Raw genomic sequence first — 15,366 nt, forward strand, 5'->3', positions numbered from 1 at the left:
AAGTACCCTGATGGAGATCAGGGTGCATAGGGTGTAGAGAAACACTTGTATTCGTTGTCCGTCCTGCGCCTGTGATAAGGGCAATCTTTTGAGATAGATTACTATGTTTCGTGTGTTCACTAGCTTTTTTTCATGTCTGTGGTTGTTAAAGGACCATCATGATAGAGTGCAAAACGAAAAGCGTAATTCATCAGCACTGGTAAAACGGATGTATGTCCTTCTTCAAGGAACTCGTGATAGGCCGTATGCAAGCCATATGAGGATAAAGGCAGCATACGATTTGCTAGTGACTTTGCATAAGCATTCATTTGGCATGGATGATGTTTTTCTAACTCACCTACACCTACAAGCAGCCTGACATCTATAGGCACCTGACGTATACGGTTGGTGAATTGATGTTCTTTTTCTAGAAATAATTCTTTGTTCCAGTGGATAGAAGGACTGCCTGCAATATATGTCTGATAAGCATCAGGGTGCTCAAATAGTGTGTGTAATACAAAAAGACCACCAAGAGAATGCCCAAATAGTGTTTGACGACTCTGGTTGATCGGAAAGCGCTGCTCGATATAAGGCTTTACCGTCTTTTCTATAAAAGAAAAGAAAGAAGAGGCGCCGCCATATGTATGAATGGAGAAGTCCTTTCTTTTGCCCCCAATGGAAGCGTCAGGGCCAGTAAGAGTGAGATCATAATGCCTAAGCGGATGATAGGGCGCTTCTGTCTGATAGCCAATCCCAACAATGATGGCAGGTACGACACCTGTTTTTTCAGGTCTTCTTGACTGTAAACGAATGGCTTCGACCATTGTGCCAAAAAGTGAATTCCCATCAAGCACGTACATGACTGGAAAACCAGCGGCGGGAGGAGTGGTATTCGGTTTAAATATAAAAAGTCTGTATGGGTGTGCTGTGATATCCAGTTGCTCTGTCCCAGGTATAAAAAAGGGACGGCTTTCTCCGAAAAGTGAATTCTCAGTACCCATTCCTTCAGGGTGTTTCAACATATATAAAAATTCCCTTCCTCAAAATGATCCTCATATGGTGATAAAAGCAGACTTGTGAATATTGGTTGGATGAGAGTATTACTTGAAAACTTCAAATGAAAATGATTCTCAATTATCATGTGAGCAAACCAAATAATAATAGTTATTAATTATAAAGTCAAATGTTCATAAAGTTATGTAAATGTTAATTTCGCCCAATTCATTGATGCGGCCTGCTCTGCTTCTATATTTTGCGTCGGCAGCCGGTCATCGAGAAGTTCCGCCATACCAAGCACCGTCCTTTCATACAAAAATACACTACTCTTCTTTTTAACATTTTCATTCATAACAAAATGAAATGGTCAGTCGGGGTTCTGCTAGAGAGCGTGTTGAAAGAGGAGGGGCTGTTTTAAAAGTGGCGAAATAACATATAGCATCAAAAACGAGGCAATAAAAAAAGTAAGGGATGTACCCTTACTTTTTGATCATATTGGTGTACATATCTGTAAACATCATTCAATTAAAATCCATCGGTAACATCATATTCGTAACGGATATCGGCTTTGACATTGCTCATAGTAGATCTCGCGGTAGCTTTTGCGTTGTACTTAAAGCTCCATTTTTGAGCGACTCTTAATTGATCATCCAGAGATATACGATAAGAACCACTTGTTGCAGAGGAGAAAAGTGATTGATACCAAATATTACTATCACTAGCCATCAGTTTGTGTGTGACATTCCCTTGGTTGGGCGTTTGAGTGCTAGTTGTCGTAATTGATTTAACTACAGCGCGTTTAGGAACTGTGGAATTATTCGTTAAATCCATTGTAATGACTGAAGAGTCAACTCCTAAAAAATTTAAAGAAGAATTCCCTAAGTTCGTAGCAGTCCCTGTAAAATTGAATGTCCCATTTCCAGATTTAATACGATCTTGAATGGAAACAGTAAAATACATGTTACCGGTATATGTACCACGGGTTACTTTCACAAAATAAGTTTCTGAAGTTGAAGTCACGTCACCAGTATTTGCAAAAATAAAAGGCGTTACTGAATCAGGATTTATAACTTCGGATCCTGTCCTAGAATATTTCGAATTATACACCTCGATATTCATCCCTGTATATTGCTTATTATACGAACTTCTGACATATACTCTTTCCCCTTTATTGATCGTAAACTGATAATACGCTTCATTTTCACCTTCAGGTAAGATTGTCGTGTCTGAACGACTATTTTTCCAATATCCCATTGAACTTGCAGTGTTAGGACTGTTATTCCCCGTAATTGCTGCTTCCGCTGAAGTAGGTGCAAAAAAACTAGTAACAAGCGCCAATAATAATGCTGGTAATAATAAACGTTTAAAGATAGTAATTGTCATATATTAACCCTCCTTGTAATAATTACTATATCGACATTAAACTAACAAATTTTAACTGAATTGCCGATATATTTAATAATCACTATTTTCTTAAAAAAGGAGAATCAAAATGAATATTAATACGTCATATACAGCCAGTTCTTCGAACAATTTGAACCAAATAAACTCTAAAGGTCAATCAGCTATTAAAAGTACAAACGAAGTGATGACCGAATCTGATAGACGAATGAAAATATTAGATGAAAAATACGAAAAAATAAATGAACAAAATAAACGATTCAAAGATCCTCAGAGTCATATATATGATAAGTATCGAAATCCATACTCTTCTTATTTCAGAAGTGATCTAACTAAAGTGGAGAGAGAAGCTGCTTATACGATGGAAATGAGTTGGGCAAGGAATAATAAAGGCGGACAATATGACTTCAATGATGCTATCTTCCGTAATGAAAAACGGTACGATCCTACCCAAGAAAGTGTAGAAAAGAAACTATTAAATCGTCAAAAGGTGAATGAACAACTGCAAGCTTTGTTTTCTACCAATGGTTTGAACATTCCTAAAAACGCCAATTTAACTTTTACCATTGACCCAAATCATTTCAAATTAGTGGTGAGTGGAGCAACTGATGAATCACTGATCAAACAAATAGAAGACATATTAAATACAAGTAACAATACAAGAGAACTATTTTTTCATATTATGAAAAGTAGAAATGATGATTCGACTCAATTCACGCCGGATTCACTTGCAAAGTTCCACCTTGTCAATCAAATCAAAACGGTGACAGGCTACAATTTAAAAGATTTAAGCATTGTAAACGGTCAATTTGTAACGGATACCGGAGCGAATATTTTTGATATCTACAAAGAAGAACTTCTGAAAAACCCATACACAGCAGAAAATGCCCGCATTGCTGCATCACATTATGGTGCACAGCTCTTTGACTTAGCCAAAAACGGATATGATTCTATTCCCGATTTGGTGCTATCTATTGGTTATCAAAATGGCTCCTTACAAGACATTGGACAAAAGGTGAATTACGGAGTTAAGAAAACGATAGATTAAAAAACGCACCTGATATTTTCAATATTTGATCATGTGCGTGTACATGCCATGTTGGAGTATCGATCACATGTGTGAACAACAGCTACAAATCCTATTAACGATACAAAGGACTCTTTAACAATTTATGTTACAGAGTCTTTTCTATTGAAATGCGTTGGTTTGCTGTTCAAAGAAAAATCAACATGGTAATTTTGACTATAGTCGATGTTTTTCACTTTTTTATTGCTGAAAATGTTAAAATGATGAGTAGCGTATTTTTTTATGAAAGGACGGTGCTTGGCATGACGGAACTTCTCGATGACCGGCTGCCGCCGCAAAATATAGAAGCCGAGCAGGCCGTATTAGGTGCTGTTTTTTTAGAACCATCTGCGCTAACGCTCGCTTCTGAAGTATTAATTCCAGAGGATTTCTATAGAATGTCGCATCAAAAGATTTACAATGCGATGCTTGTACTTGGTGATAGAGGGGAACCGGTTGACCTTGTCACGGTGACATCAGAACTTGCCAATACAGACTTACTAGAAGAGGTAGGCGGGATTTCGTATTTAACCGATATTGCGAACTCTGTTCCAACTGCTGCAAACATTGAATACTATGCAAAAATTGTAGAAGAAAAATCCATTTTAAGACGTTTGATCCGTACAGCGACAACCATTGCACAGGATGGGTATACGCGTGAGGATGAAGTAGAAGATCTATTGAGTGACGCTGAAAAAACCATTATGGAAGTGGCTCAGCGTAAAAACTCAGGGGCTTTTCAAAACATTAAAGACGTTCTTGTTCAAACATATGATAATATTGAACAGCTTCATAACCGAAAAGGTGATATTACAGGGATTCCAACGGGTTTCTCAGAGCTTGATCGGATGACAGCTGGATTCCAGCGAAATGACTTGATTATTGTAGCGGCTCGTCCGTCAGTAGGGAAAACAGCCTTCGCCTTGAACATTGCACAAAACGTCGCAACCAAGACAGATGAAAGTGTCGCCATCTTTAGTTTAGAGATGGGTGCTGAACAGCTGGTCATGCGTATGCTTTGTGCAGAGGGGAATATCAATGCACAAAACCTAAGAACCGGTAATCTGACTGAAGAGGACTGGGGTAAGCTGACAATGGCGATGGGCTCGTTATCAAACAGTGGGATTTTCATTGACGATACACCAGGCATTAGAGTAAGTGAAATTCGTTCGAAATGCCGCCGTTTGAAGCAAGAAAACGGGCTTGGCATGATTCTGATTGACTACTTGCAGCTGATCCAAGGAAGCGGACGATCAAGCGATAACCGTCAGCAAGAGGTATCTGAAATCTCTAGGGCTTTAAAGTCACTCGCAAGAGAACTTGAAGTGCCAGTCATTGCCCTATCTCAGCTTTCCCGCGGGGTAGAGCAGCGTCAGGACAAACGTCCGATGATGTCTGATATTCGTGAATCAGGAAGTATTGAGCAGGATGCTGATATTGTGGCATTCCTTTATCGTGATGATTACTACGACAAAGAATCAGAGAATAAGAACATTATTGAAATTATTATTGCGAAACAGCGTAACGGTCCAGTTGGCACGGTATCACTAGCGTTCGTCAAAGAATATAACAAATTCGTCAACCTGGAAAGAAGGTTTGACGATGCGGGTGTTCCGCCCGGTGCTTAAAGCCCAGCTCAAGAAGCTGGGCTTTTTTTTGATCCATCTACATCGAAAGAATGACTGAAAAACCATCGAAATGAGGAGGAGAGGGAGAAAAAGAGAGCGTATACTAAAAGGAGAAAAGGAGTGATAACGGATGAAATTTCAACTGTTCGAAGCCGCTCAATTACGCATCGCACGCCCCACCGTCAAAATGAAAGAGGCTGTTTCCTTTTATGAAGAAGGTTTAGGGCTTAAACGAATAGGCTCATTTGATCAGCATGAAGGGTATGATGGGGTCATGCTTGGGCTTCCTCACCAGCATGTCCATCTAGAAATCACAAAGCATGAGGAGGAAGAGACCCTTCCCATTCCGCATCCTGAGCAGCTGCTTGTGTTCTATATTCCTGATGAAGATGAGTTTCAGCAGATGAAAGAGAAGCTGATCACATTTGGCGGACGCCGCGTGATCTCTGCTAATCCGTACTGGGATCGAGGAGGAGTGACCATTGAAGATCCAGATGGATATCGAGTGGTGCTCATGAATACAGAAGGCATTACACCTGTTTAAAAAAGACTCCCACGACCGGGAGTTTTTTAGTTGGTTGATAAAGGGCTGTCTGCTTTTCTTCAATGATGTCAGAAAAAATTTCGATCATCCCAGCTTCGCCTTAATCCCGCATGTTCTACCATGCAACATGTACCGTTTCTATCAGCATTTGCAGGAGCATAGAGGGTCAGACAGCCATTTTAAAGAAGTTGCAGGGTCAAAGCCTGACCCGCCAATTTGTGATTTCTGTTTATGTTGGAACAGCTGAGGAAAGGTAGACCCCATTCACCGGACGTCATGGCAAGCCCAATGATTCAAATGACTAAAAATCAATAAGCAGTGTGAAACGATAAAACAGTTGTTTTGCTCGAAATCTCCCTTTTTAAGCGTGGAAGGAGCCATTAAAGCGCTTTTCTTCACATGTAAAACGAACAAAATTTGATTTCGAGATATTAATGTTCGGATTTCGCGTTGACTTTTTCGTTGTGCATTGATAAAATAAATGTGTTTGAAAGAGATAACGTTTTGAAAGGTTAACGGAGGTGCACGATATGTCTTCAGTAGTCGTAGTAGGTACGCAGTGGGGTGACGAAGGGAAAGGGAAAATTACTGATTTCCTTTCAGAAAATGCAGAGGTGATTGCCCGTTATCAAGGGGGAAACAATGCAGGTCACACAATCAAATTTGATGGAGTGACTTACAAGCTACACCTCATTCCGTCTGGTATTTTTTATAAAGAGAAAACTTGCGTCATCGGTAATGGAATGGTGGTTGATCCTAAAGCGTTGGTCACTGAGCTTGCGTATCTTCACGAACGGAATGTGAGTACAGATAACCTCAGAATCAGCAATAGAGCCCATGTCATTCTGCCTTATCATTTAAAATTGGACGAGGTAGAAGAAGATCGGAAAGGGGCTAATAAGATCGGTACGACGAAAAAAGGAATTGGACCAGCTTATATGGACAAAGCTGCCCGCGTCGGAATCCGCATCGCAGATCTATTAGACCGTGAAGTATTTGAAGAGAAGCTTGCACGTAATCTAGAAGAGAAAAATCGTCTTTTAGAGAAAATGTACGACACCGAAGGCTTCAAAATTGAAGATATTTTAGATGAGTATTATGAATATGGCCAGCAAGTGAAAAAATATGTCGTGGACACATCTGTTGTATTAAACGATGCTTTAGATGAAGGCCGTCGTGTTCTGTTTGAAGGAGCGCAAGGCGTTATGCTTGATATCGATCAAGGGACATATCCATTTGTCACGTCATCTAATCCAGTGGCTGGAGGAGTGACGATTGGTTCTGGTGTAGGTCCTACGAAAATTCAACATGTGGTTGGCGTATCAAAAGCTTACACAACTCGTGTTGGTGATGGCCCATTCCCGACAGAACTTCATGATGAAATTGGCGATCAAATCCGTGAAGTTGGCCGTGAATACGGTACGACAACTGGCCGCCCGCGCCGTGTTGGCTGGTTTGACAGTGTGGTTGTCCGTCATGCGCGCCGTGTGAGCGGAATTACAGATTTATCTCTTAACTCCATCGACGTACTGACAGGGATTGAGAAATTGAAAATCTGTGTCGCTTATAAATTAAACGGAGAAATCACTGAAGAGTTCCCAGCAAGTCTAAAGGAATTAGCGAAATGTGAACCTGTCTTTGAAGAAATGCCAGGTTGGACAGAGGATATTACAGGTGTGAAGAATTTAAGTGAACTGCCTGCAAATGCCCGCCATTATTTAGAGCGCATTTCACAATTAACAGGTATTCCACTTTCTATTTTCTCAGTCGGACCAGACCGTTCCCAAACGAACGTTGTCCGCAGCGTGTACCGTCCATCATTATAGACTGATCAGACACCAGTAAAATCACACATTTTACTGGTGTTTTTTTGTTTAAATGTTCCTTAATTTCAACGGAACGGACTTCCCGTCATTACCAAAATATGATAACTGTATAAAAGGGAAGGAGCGTTCTAGTGAAAGAAAGAATACGATTATTAGATATTTTACGAGGTTTTGCGATATTAGGCACATTGGGTACGAACGTCTGGTTTTTCGCATACGCAGGGGATACCTTTGCAACAGATCAAATTGCGGATGAATATGAGAATGGCAGTTTTCTTGAAAGTCTTGTCTCTATGTTCGTTTATGGCAAAATGCTATCGCTGCTCACGATCATGTTTGGTGTAGGGCTAGAGCTGAAATATCAGCAGGCGAAAAGAAAAAATACGCCTTGGCCGGGTACATATTTATGGATTCTTTTATTCTTATTCATCGAGGGCTTTGTCCATTTTGCTCTTGTGATGGAATATGACGTGCTCATGAGTTATGCCGTCACGGGTCTCCTTGTGGCTTTTATTGTACGTGGAGGGAATCGGCGCATTAAAAAAGGCATGATCTTCTCTGGTGCAATCCATCTGTTGGTGATGGCTTTTCTGGTTGTGTTCTCTCCCTCTGAATTGGAGACTGAATCCTATGACCAAAGCAGCGAACCAGCGTTAGAAGAACAGATGCCAGAGACATGGATTTCTCAAGTTCAAGACCGATTACAGCACTTTTTTATGTACCGAGAAGAAGCGATCTTTATTATCCCGATGAATACATTTTTGTTTTTATTAGGTGTACGGATGATGAGAGCCGGTGTATTTTATGCAAATGAGCGTGGACGATCTCTGCGGAAAACTTTATTCCGAATCGGTTTGTGGATTGGTTTGCCGCTGAATGCACTTGTCTTCGTACCAAATGAAATAGTGGAATTCGTGGTGCGCTATGTGTTCTCTCCATTCCTTTCTATTTTCTATATCGCTGTCATGGCGAAGCTTTTGGCGCGAACGGAATCTTGGTTCATGTGGACTTGGTTTGAATATGTAGGGAAAATGGCACTTAGCTGTTACATCCTGCAAAATGTCATCTGCTCTATCCTTTTTTACAGCTGGGGATTGGGGCTTGGCGGTCAAATCAACGCACCTCTCATCGTCTTGGCATGGCTGTTGATCTCCTTGCTGCAAATTGCCATTTCGGCATGCTGCTTAAACGTCTGGCGAATGGGACCAATGGAATATATTCGATCGCGGGCACTTCGCCGGGTGACGATGAAGAAAGCATCATAAAGGAGATAGACTCAATGTTTTTTAAAAAAATGACGAAAAGAGAAGAAGTGAACGCACATCAAGCAGCAGTGCCGGCGTTTGTCTTTTATCTTCTGGCATTAGGAGGACATGCGTTGTACGCTTTTTTTCAAGGTGACAGACCACCCGTCACGTTTGTGATTTTAATGGCGGGTCTCCTTGTGTTTTTCGCCGCAGATTGGCTATTTAACAAAAGACATTCATAAAAAAGAAGCCCTCTTGATGAGAGCTTCTTTCTTATTTTAGGCTTTTATATTGGCCTTTTAAGTTTTTGCGAATGTATTGAATGATTTTGCGCAGTTCGTTGGCATGCGGTCTGCCAAACGGACTTGTTTGTCTTTGTTGATAGAGGACTTGCCCTTTTTCATTTAATAAGAAGTAGGCAGGTTCTCCGTGCACCCCATGATCTTCGTATGGGGCATCTTCCCCGTGATAGAAGACTTCATAAGCTTTTAATGAAGTGAGGTCTTGGTCAGACATGACTGGGAAAGAAAGTCCCTCTTTGTCTGCAAGTTCCTTCAAGTTTTCAGGGGTATCCGTTGAAATCGTCATTAAGTGAATATCCTTGTCTTGAAAATAGGATTGCTGTTTTTCCAGCTCTTTTAATTCCTCTACACATACCGGGCACCAAGATCCTCTAAAGAAAACGATCAGATGCCAGCTTTGGTGCTCCTCTAAATGTTTGTAAAAATCAATGTGATCGCCCTGTACGGTTGGCAGTGAAAAATCGGGCATTTTGTCTCCTAATTTAAATGAACTCATCCTGTGCTTCCTCCTTTTTCAATCACCATGCTGTTTGTTCCTTGTATAACCATTTTCGATTGGAAGCAAACGTTTCTGTGTGCTGAATAGGAATTGACCATTCATAGAAAGGATTCATTGAAGGCGATTGCAGGAATAGGTAGTTTGACAGAAGAGATCCAGTCCAACACTTTTTTTAAAAAAAATGTCGAAAAACGTATTGCCATATGTAATGACTCTATGATATTATAAATCTCGTTGTTGCAAAGGTCTCTGAAACTTGTTAGCATGCGATGTTCCAGCTTTTTAAAGCGATTGGTTTGGCGCAATACAGCTTCTTCAGATTCACTTTTCACAAACCGAGAGCCATTAGCTCAGTTGGTAGAGCATCTGACTTTTAATCAGAGGGTCGAAGGTTCGAGTCCTTCATGGCTCACCATGTGTTGGCCCGTTGGTCAAGCGGTTAAGACACCGCCCTTTCACGGCGGTAACACGGGTTCGAATCCCGTACGGGTCATTGATTTACTTTAGCGTTAAGCTAAATTTTTCCTCACTTGCTTGAAGGAGCACCACGATTGCTTTTTCGGGCAAGTTACTGAGGTCCGGTAGTTCAGTTGGTTAGAATGCCTGCCTGTCACGCAGGAGGTCGCGGGTTCGAGTCCCGTCCGGACCGCCATTTATACATATTCATCTTTTTGATGATGGCTCGGTAGCTCAGTTGGTAGAGCAACGGACTGAAAATCCGTGTGTCGGCGGTTCGATTCCGTCCCGAGCCACTTCCAAACGCATCTGCAATCGCAGGTGCGTTTTTATTATGAAAAGAAGGCATAAAAAGGGAGAAGCCGGACCTAGGTAGGGCCCGGCTCCATAAGAAGAAGACGTTACATGTATATAGACGATTGACGATTGGAAAAGTTTCAATAAAAAAGGAAAAAGTCATCAAATTTTTTGAACAGGGTCCTTCTTATCCAACGTTTACTAGAAAAGAAAGCCGTTATTATTTTTAACTTTGCCTCGTAAAACGTTATAATAGACAGTGAGCCTTTTTTTCACAAATGAAAAAGGCATAATGAGACATGCAAAATCGAATGATATAGATGCTAAACATGCAGGAGGAAATCACAATGGAAAAAAAGATTCTTGTCGTAGATGATGAAAAGCCGATTGCGGATATATTGGAATTTAACTTAAGAAAAGAGGGCTATGAGGTTCATTGTGCGTATGACGGAAATGAAGCCCTTGAAATGGTAGAAGAAATGAAGCCGGACATCATTTTGCTCGACATCATGCTGCCAAACAAAGATGGCGTTGAAGTATGCCGCGAAGTGCGAAAGAAATATGATATGCCGATTATCATGCTGACAGCAAAAGACTCTGAAATTGATAAGGTCATCGGTCTTGAGCTTGGCGCAGACGATTATGTCACAAAGCCATTCAGCACACGCGAGCTGCTTGCACGTGTAAAAGCGAATTTAAGAAGACAGACTGCTACTCCTCAATCGGAGGAAGAATCTGAATCAAATGATATCGAGGTTGGATCACTTGTCATCTATCCAGATGCGTATGTCGTGTCTAAGCGTGACGAAACGATTGAATTGACGCATCGTGAGTTCGAATTGCTTCATTACTTAGCGAAGCATATTGGACAAGTCATGACACGTGAGCACTTACTGCAAACTGTTTGGGGCTACGACTACTTCGGAGATGTCCGTACAGTAGACGTCACAGTCCGCCGTCTTCGTGAGAAAATTGAAGACAACCCTAGCCACCCGAGCTGGATCGTGACAAGACGAGGCGTCGGCTACTATTTAAGAAACCCAGAGCAGGACTAAGATTCTTATGAGTAAAGTAGGTTTTTTTCGCTCGATTCATTTCAAATTGACCTTAATCTACGTGCTGCTGATCATTGTCGCCATGCAGATCATTGGCGTGTACTTTGTAAAGCAGCTAGAGCAGTCCTTAATTAATTCATATGATAATTCCTTGAATCAGCGAATCTACTCGTTATCGTATTACCTGGAACAAGATTCATCGAAAAGCAAGGCTGAATTAAAAGAGGATGCTCAAAAGATATTAAACGATTTTAACAATAAAGATGAGTCTAATGAAATTTCTGAAGTCAGTTATATTGACGAAAGCAGAGAGGTTATTGCCTCTGTGAACAACGGAAATCAAGAGATTGCCGGTAAGAAAATCACCGATCAAATCATTAGCCGTATTTTTGCGGTCGGCAAAGACTATGAAAAGAAGTTTTATGACCCAGAATCAAATAAACGGGTGCGTATTTCAGCGACAGCCGTGAAAAATGAGAACCAAGAGACAGTTGGCGTGATTTATGTGGTCTCTTCTATGGAAAGTGTTTTTAACCAAATGCGAACGATCAACACCATTTTGGCGACTGGTACACTGATCGCACTTGGGACAACCGCTCTCCTTGGTATCTTCATCTTCAGAACGATCACACACCCAATTTCGGATATGAGAAAGCAAGCGATCGAACTCGCCAAAGGGAACTTTTCCAGAAAGGTTCGAAAGTATGGACATGATGAAATTGGGCAGCTTGCGACGACTTTTAATCATCTGACGAGAGAGCTGGAGGAAGCGCAGCTGATGACGGAAGGGGAGCGGAAAAAGCTTTCTTCTGTCATTGCCTATATGACAGATGGTGTCATCGCAACGAATCAAAACGGCGCCATTATTCTATTAAACAGCCCGGCATTAGAGCTTTTGAATGTTTCACGTGAAACAGCACTAGAGATGCCGATTACGTCCTTACTTGGTTTAGAGGACACTCATACATTTGAAGATTTAGTCGAAAATCAAGACTCTATGCTGCTAGAAATTGAACGCGAGGATCAGCTGTCAGTTTTGCGTGTTAATTTCTCAGTCATTCAGAAAGAGCATGGGAAGATTGATGGTTTAATTGCGGTCATTTATGACGTAACAGAGCAGGAGAAAATTGATGCTGAACGCCGTGAATTCGTGGCGAACGTATCGCATGAGCTGCGCACACCGCTCACGACGATGCGAAGCTACCTTGAAGCACTCGCTGAAGGGGCGATTGGTGATAAAGAGCTTGCACCAAGATTCCTCAGTGTCACGCAAAATGAAACAGAGCGCATGATCAGGCTTGTCAATGACCTGCTTCAGCTGTCTAAGTTCGACAGCAAGGATTATCAATTCAACCGGGAATGGACGAATTTTATCAGGTTTATCTCGCTCGTCATTGATCGTTTTGAAATGACGAAGGAGCAGCATGTCGAATTCATCCGCAACCTGCCGCAGCGTGAAGTGTATGTTGAAATTGATCAAGATAAAATCACACAGGTGCTCGATAATATCATTTCCAATGCCTTGAAATACTCACCAGAGGGTGGACACATTACGTTCACTGTCGATCTCGATGAGGAGAAAGGTCTTGTGTTATTCAGCGTCAAAGATGAAGGAATCGGTATTCCGAAGAAGGATATGGATAAAATCTTTGAACGTTTTTATCGAGTGGATAAAGCGAGAACAAGAAAGCTTGGCGGAACCGGCCTAGGCCTTGCGATTGCAAAAGAAATGGTTCAGGCTCATGGCGGAGATATTTGGGCTGACAGCATTGAAGGAAAAGGAACAACGGTAACCTTTACCCTTCCGTACAATGAAGAACAAGAGGATGATTGGGATGAAGCGTGAGACCTTTAAAACCATTATATTGACAATCCTAATTGCGATCAGTCTTGTGTTTACGTGGAATATCTGGATGTTCCAGCCCGTCATGCAGGACCAGGCAGATGCCGGCACACAGGTCGTGGAAACGAAGAAGATTTCAAGCGACGAGCCTCGAAGTCTCATTGATGTCGTAAAGCCGCGTGAGATGTTCATCCATTCGAATGGTGAGCACTTCAAAGTGGATCAAAAGGAACTCTTCCAAAACTTTTGGAATGATGTGAGCCTGTGGGATGTTAAAGAGATTTCCGACGTGTCGGATCAATATTCCGAGCAAAGATTTAAGAATTTCTTCTATGGACGAGGAGGACAAGGGAAGACATTGGATCTTGTGTTCAATGATTCGATCCCGATTGATATTTTCCAAGCCCTGTTTAAATGGCCGAATAAATCCATTGAATATAACTCGTTTGATCGAATGATTGTGCCGTTCTCCCAGCAGGATAAGGCTAATAAGAAAGTCTATTTGGTCTCATACAGCAAGGAAACGGTGCTTGAGCTGACGATTGAGTCGGCCAACTATCGTAATCTGATGGATAGCATCGCAGCTGCTCAAAACGAGATGCCGCGCTATGATCTTTATACATTCTCTGCGAATTCGAAACGAGATTTTCTCCTGCCGCAGAAACAAAAGCAGCTTGAAGCGAAAATGTTCTTTATCGAAACGATTAAGACAAGCAAATTCAAGGACGCTTTGTTTACAGACCCAAGTCTTGTTGGGGAGGAGTCTAATTTAAACCGGACGGTGTATACAGATGGAACAAGTCGTCTTGAAGCCAATCAAAAAGACCACCGCATCCAATATCAGCACCGCAATATCAATTCCAGTAACGTATTCCAAACGGGGGATTTGATCAAGCGGAGCGTGAAGTATTTCAATGATACCGGAAGCTTTACCGATGATTATCAATACTTTGGCATCAACAGCAACCAGCAGCTGTCCTTTAATATGTTTATGGATGGTCTGCCGATCGTTAACAGCACAAAGCATCCATTTGGAATGACCTCCCTTGAAGTACAATGGGCGAATGATGACATCTTGAGTTACAAGCGTCCAAACTACATTCTTGGCAACAAAGCGAGTCAGAGTGAACAGGTTAAGCTGATGAACGGGACAGAGTTGAAGGACTTGATCACCAAGCAGACGAAATATGATGACTTGGAGAAAATTGAACAGATTTTCCCTGCCTATCAAGCAACGTCAACGGCATCAGATCAGGATGAAGCGATGTTTGTCTGGCTGGAGCCAGTATGGTGCATGAAATATAACGGCAAAACCGTGATTTTATCGAAGGATCTGTTGACAGAGGGGAGCGAGAAGAATGGAGTGGAATAAGACCAAAACGATCTTTATCCTAGCCTTTCTCGTTCTCGATATCTTTCTTGGTTTTCAATACTTTGAAAAACGATCAACCGATCATTTCGCAATTATCGAAAAAACGGATACGCTGGAAGAAATGAAGGCAGACGGAATCAAATATGGCAATCTATCAGATGAAGCGAAGATTGGCTACCGTATTACAGCTGAGAAGAAGCAATATACAAAGAAGGATGTGGACGGTTTAGCTGATCAAAAGGCGAAAAGCACATTCCCGAAAACAGAGAAAGATGATCCTGTCACGCTGCTTGAAATGACCTTCAATAAACCAGTCGCATTGCCTAAAAAAGACATGAGTACAGCAGCGACAAACCTCGTGAACCAGCGCTTGCTGGATGGAAAGAATTATAAGCTCTGGAGCATTGATGAAGAGACAGGTGAAATCGTCTTTTTCCAAACGTATAAAGGGAAATACATCTTCCAAGAAGGTCTTGATGACAATGAAACCATCGGAAAAATCACATTGGATTTGAACGATCAAAACGAAGTCGTATCGTATCAGCAGTCGATGGTGACATCCATTAATGAAGTGAGAAAAGAAACGCTTGTCCCGGCGCTTGAAACCGTGAAGGACTTGTATACACAAAATATGCTGAGCCAAAACACGACCGTGAAAAAAGTGGAACTCGGCTACTATACGCAATATCCAGGTGCAAGTACGCAAGTCATGGTTCCTGTATGGCGAGTGGAGCTTGAAGGCGTAGCAGCTGGTTCAAAGAAAAAAACCGAGGAAGAGTATTTGATCAATGCCATTGATGGCTCAACACTTGATCATATAGAGAAAGATGACAAATCTTCAATGGAGTGAGAGAA

Annotated in this window: 13 protein-coding genes and 4 tRNA genes; 14 read left to right on the forward strand and 3 right to left on the reverse strand. The window is 41.6% G+C overall.

Annotated elements, in window-relative coordinates; translation table 11 throughout:
• Nucleotides 1–119: 119 nt before the first annotated feature.
• Nucleotides 120–1,001, reverse strand: a complete 882-nt coding sequence (locus tag BK049_RS08480) for an alpha/beta hydrolase (RefSeq protein WP_071168283.1) — start codon at nucleotides 999–1,001, stop codon at nucleotides 120–122.
• Between the two features lie 499 nt (nucleotides 1,002–1,500).
• Nucleotides 1,501–2,358, reverse strand: a complete 858-nt coding sequence (locus tag BK049_RS08485; protein ID WP_034739223.1) for a hypothetical protein — start codon at nucleotides 2,356–2,358, stop codon at nucleotides 1,501–1,503.
• 109 nt (nucleotides 2,359–2,467) lie between these two features.
• Here BK049_RS08485 and BK049_RS08490 point away from each other — a divergent pair, with 109 nt between their 5' ends.
• The 6 genes from BK049_RS08490 to BK049_RS08515 all read left to right on the forward strand — a co-directional run bounded on the left by BK049_RS08490 (nucleotide 2,468) and on the right by BK049_RS08515 (nucleotide 8,929).
• Nucleotides 2,468–3,424: a DUF4885 family protein gene (locus BK049_RS08490; RefSeq protein WP_071168284.1), complete on the forward strand. Its 957-nt coding sequence runs from the start codon at nucleotides 2,468–2,470 to the stop codon at nucleotides 3,422–3,424.
• 281 nt (nucleotides 3,425–3,705) lie between these two features.
• A complete protein-coding gene (dnaB, locus tag BK049_RS08495) occupies nucleotides 3,706–5,070 on the forward strand; it encodes a replicative DNA helicase (protein ID WP_003214779.1) in 1,365 nt (454 codons plus the stop codon).
• A 130-nt stretch (nucleotides 5,071–5,200) separates the two neighbouring features.
• Nucleotides 5,201–5,614, forward strand: coding sequence for a VOC family protein (locus BK049_RS08500; RefSeq protein WP_071168285.1), 414 nt, complete (start codon nucleotides 5,201–5,203; stop codon nucleotides 5,612–5,614).
• Nucleotides 5,615–6,144: 530 nt separating this feature from the next.
• Entirely contained in the window at nucleotides 6,145–7,440 is a 1,296-nt protein-coding gene (locus BK049_RS08505; RefSeq protein ID WP_071168286.1) for an adenylosuccinate synthase, read from the forward strand.
• Between the two features lie 131 nt (nucleotides 7,441–7,571).
• Nucleotides 7,572–8,705 carry a DUF418 domain-containing protein gene (locus BK049_RS08510; protein ID WP_071168287.1) on the forward strand — a complete coding sequence of 378 codons (1,134 nt, stop codon included), beginning with the start codon at nucleotides 7,572–7,574 and terminating at the stop codon, nucleotides 8,703–8,705.
• A 14-nt stretch (nucleotides 8,706–8,719) separates the two neighbouring features.
• Nucleotides 8,720–8,929: a hypothetical protein gene (locus BK049_RS08515; RefSeq protein WP_008359151.1), complete on the forward strand. Its 210-nt coding sequence runs from the start codon at nucleotides 8,720–8,722 to the stop codon at nucleotides 8,927–8,929.
• Nucleotides 8,930–8,960: 31 nt separating this feature from the next.
• On the opposite strand, the gene BK049_RS08520 is transcribed toward BK049_RS08515, so the two are convergent.
• Nucleotides 8,961–9,485: a peroxiredoxin family protein gene (locus BK049_RS08520; protein ID WP_071168288.1), complete on the reverse strand. Its 525-nt coding sequence runs from the start codon at nucleotides 9,483–9,485 to the stop codon at nucleotides 8,961–8,963.
• Nucleotides 9,486–9,827: 342 nt separating this feature from the next.
• Here BK049_RS08520 and BK049_RS08525 point away from each other — a divergent pair.
• The 8 genes from BK049_RS08525 (at nucleotide 9,828) to BK049_RS08560 (ending at nucleotide 15,361) form a co-directional block, all read left to right on the forward strand.
• A tRNA-Lys gene (locus tag BK049_RS08525) sits at nucleotides 9,828–9,903 on the forward strand.
• A gap of 6 nt (nucleotides 9,904–9,909) precedes the next feature.
• Nucleotides 9,910–9,981, forward strand: a tRNA-Glu gene (locus tag BK049_RS08530).
• An 82-nt stretch (nucleotides 9,982–10,063) separates the two neighbouring features.
• A tRNA-Asp gene (locus tag BK049_RS08535) sits at nucleotides 10,064–10,140 on the forward strand.
• Nucleotides 10,141–10,167: 27 nt separating this feature from the next.
• Nucleotides 10,168–10,240 (forward strand) — tRNA-Phe (locus BK049_RS08540).
• Between the two features lie 348 nt (nucleotides 10,241–10,588).
• Nucleotides 10,589–11,296 (forward strand): response regulator YycF, encoded by a 708-nt coding sequence (gene yycF / locus BK049_RS08545; RefSeq protein WP_008360147.1) that lies wholly within the window; start codon nucleotides 10,589–10,591, stop codon nucleotides 11,294–11,296.
• Between the two features lie 7 nt (nucleotides 11,297–11,303).
• Nucleotides 11,304–13,142: a cell wall metabolism sensor histidine kinase WalK gene (gene walK, locus BK049_RS08550; RefSeq protein ID WP_071168289.1), complete on the forward strand. Its 1,839-nt coding sequence runs from the start codon at nucleotides 11,304–11,306 to the stop codon at nucleotides 13,140–13,142.
• Entirely contained in the window at nucleotides 13,132–14,511 is a 1,380-nt protein-coding gene (gene yycH / locus BK049_RS08555) for a two-component system activity regulator YycH (protein WP_008360143.1), read from the forward strand. The genes walK and yycH overlap by 11 nt, the downstream gene beginning before the upstream one ends.
• Nucleotides 14,498–15,361, forward strand: a complete 864-nt coding sequence (locus BK049_RS08560; RefSeq protein WP_008360141.1) for a two-component system regulatory protein YycI — start codon at nucleotides 14,498–14,500, stop codon at nucleotides 15,359–15,361. Before yycH ends, BK049_RS08560 begins: the two co-directional genes overlap by 14 nt.
• Nucleotides 15,362–15,366 lie beyond the last annotated feature (5 nt).

Origin of the sequence: Bacillus xiamenensis (genome assembly GCF_001857925.1) — a bacterium.
Lineage (GTDB): Bacteria > Bacillota > Bacilli > Bacillales > Bacillaceae > Bacillus > Bacillus xiamenensis.

Bases quoted from the DNA above. Each gene is read 5' to 3' on its own strand.
- BK049_RS08490 (WP_071168284.1), top strand. From the start codon at position 2,468: ATGAATATTAATACGTCATATACAGCCAGTTCTTCGAACAATTTGAAC.
- BK049_RS08520 (WP_071168288.1), bottom strand. From the start codon at position 9,485: ATGAGTTCATTTAAATTAGGAGACAAAATGCCCGATTTTTCACTGCCA.
- dnaB (WP_003214779.1), top strand. From the start codon at position 3,706: ATGACGGAACTTCTCGATGACCGGCTGCCGCCGCAAAATATAGAAGCC.
- BK049_RS08500 (WP_071168285.1), top strand. From the start codon at position 5,201: ATGAAATTTCAACTGTTCGAAGCCGCTCAATTACGCATCGCACGCCCC.
- BK049_RS08505 (WP_071168286.1), top strand. From the start codon at position 6,145: ATGTCTTCAGTAGTCGTAGTAGGTACGCAGTGGGGTGACGAAGGGAAA.
- yycH (WP_008360143.1), top strand. From the start codon at position 13,132: ATGAAGCGTGAGACCTTTAAAACCATTATATTGACAATCCTAATTGCG.
- BK049_RS08560 (WP_008360141.1), top strand. From the start codon at position 14,498: ATGGAGTGGAATAAGACCAAAACGATCTTTATCCTAGCCTTTCTCGTT.
- BK049_RS08515 (WP_008359151.1), top strand. From the start codon at position 8,720: ATGTTTTTTAAAAAAATGACGAAAAGAGAAGAAGTGAACGCACATCAA.
- BK049_RS08485 (WP_034739223.1), bottom strand. From the start codon at position 2,358: ATGACAATTACTATCTTTAAACGTTTATTATTACCAGCATTATTATTG.
- yycF (WP_008360147.1), top strand. From the start codon at position 10,589: ATGGAAAAAAAGATTCTTGTCGTAGATGATGAAAAGCCGATTGCGGAT.
- walK (WP_071168289.1), top strand. From the start codon at position 11,304: ATGAGTAAAGTAGGTTTTTTTCGCTCGATTCATTTCAAATTGACCTTA.
- BK049_RS08480 (WP_071168283.1), bottom strand. From the start codon at position 1,001: ATGTTGAAACACCCTGAAGGAATGGGTACTGAGAATTCACTTTTCGGA.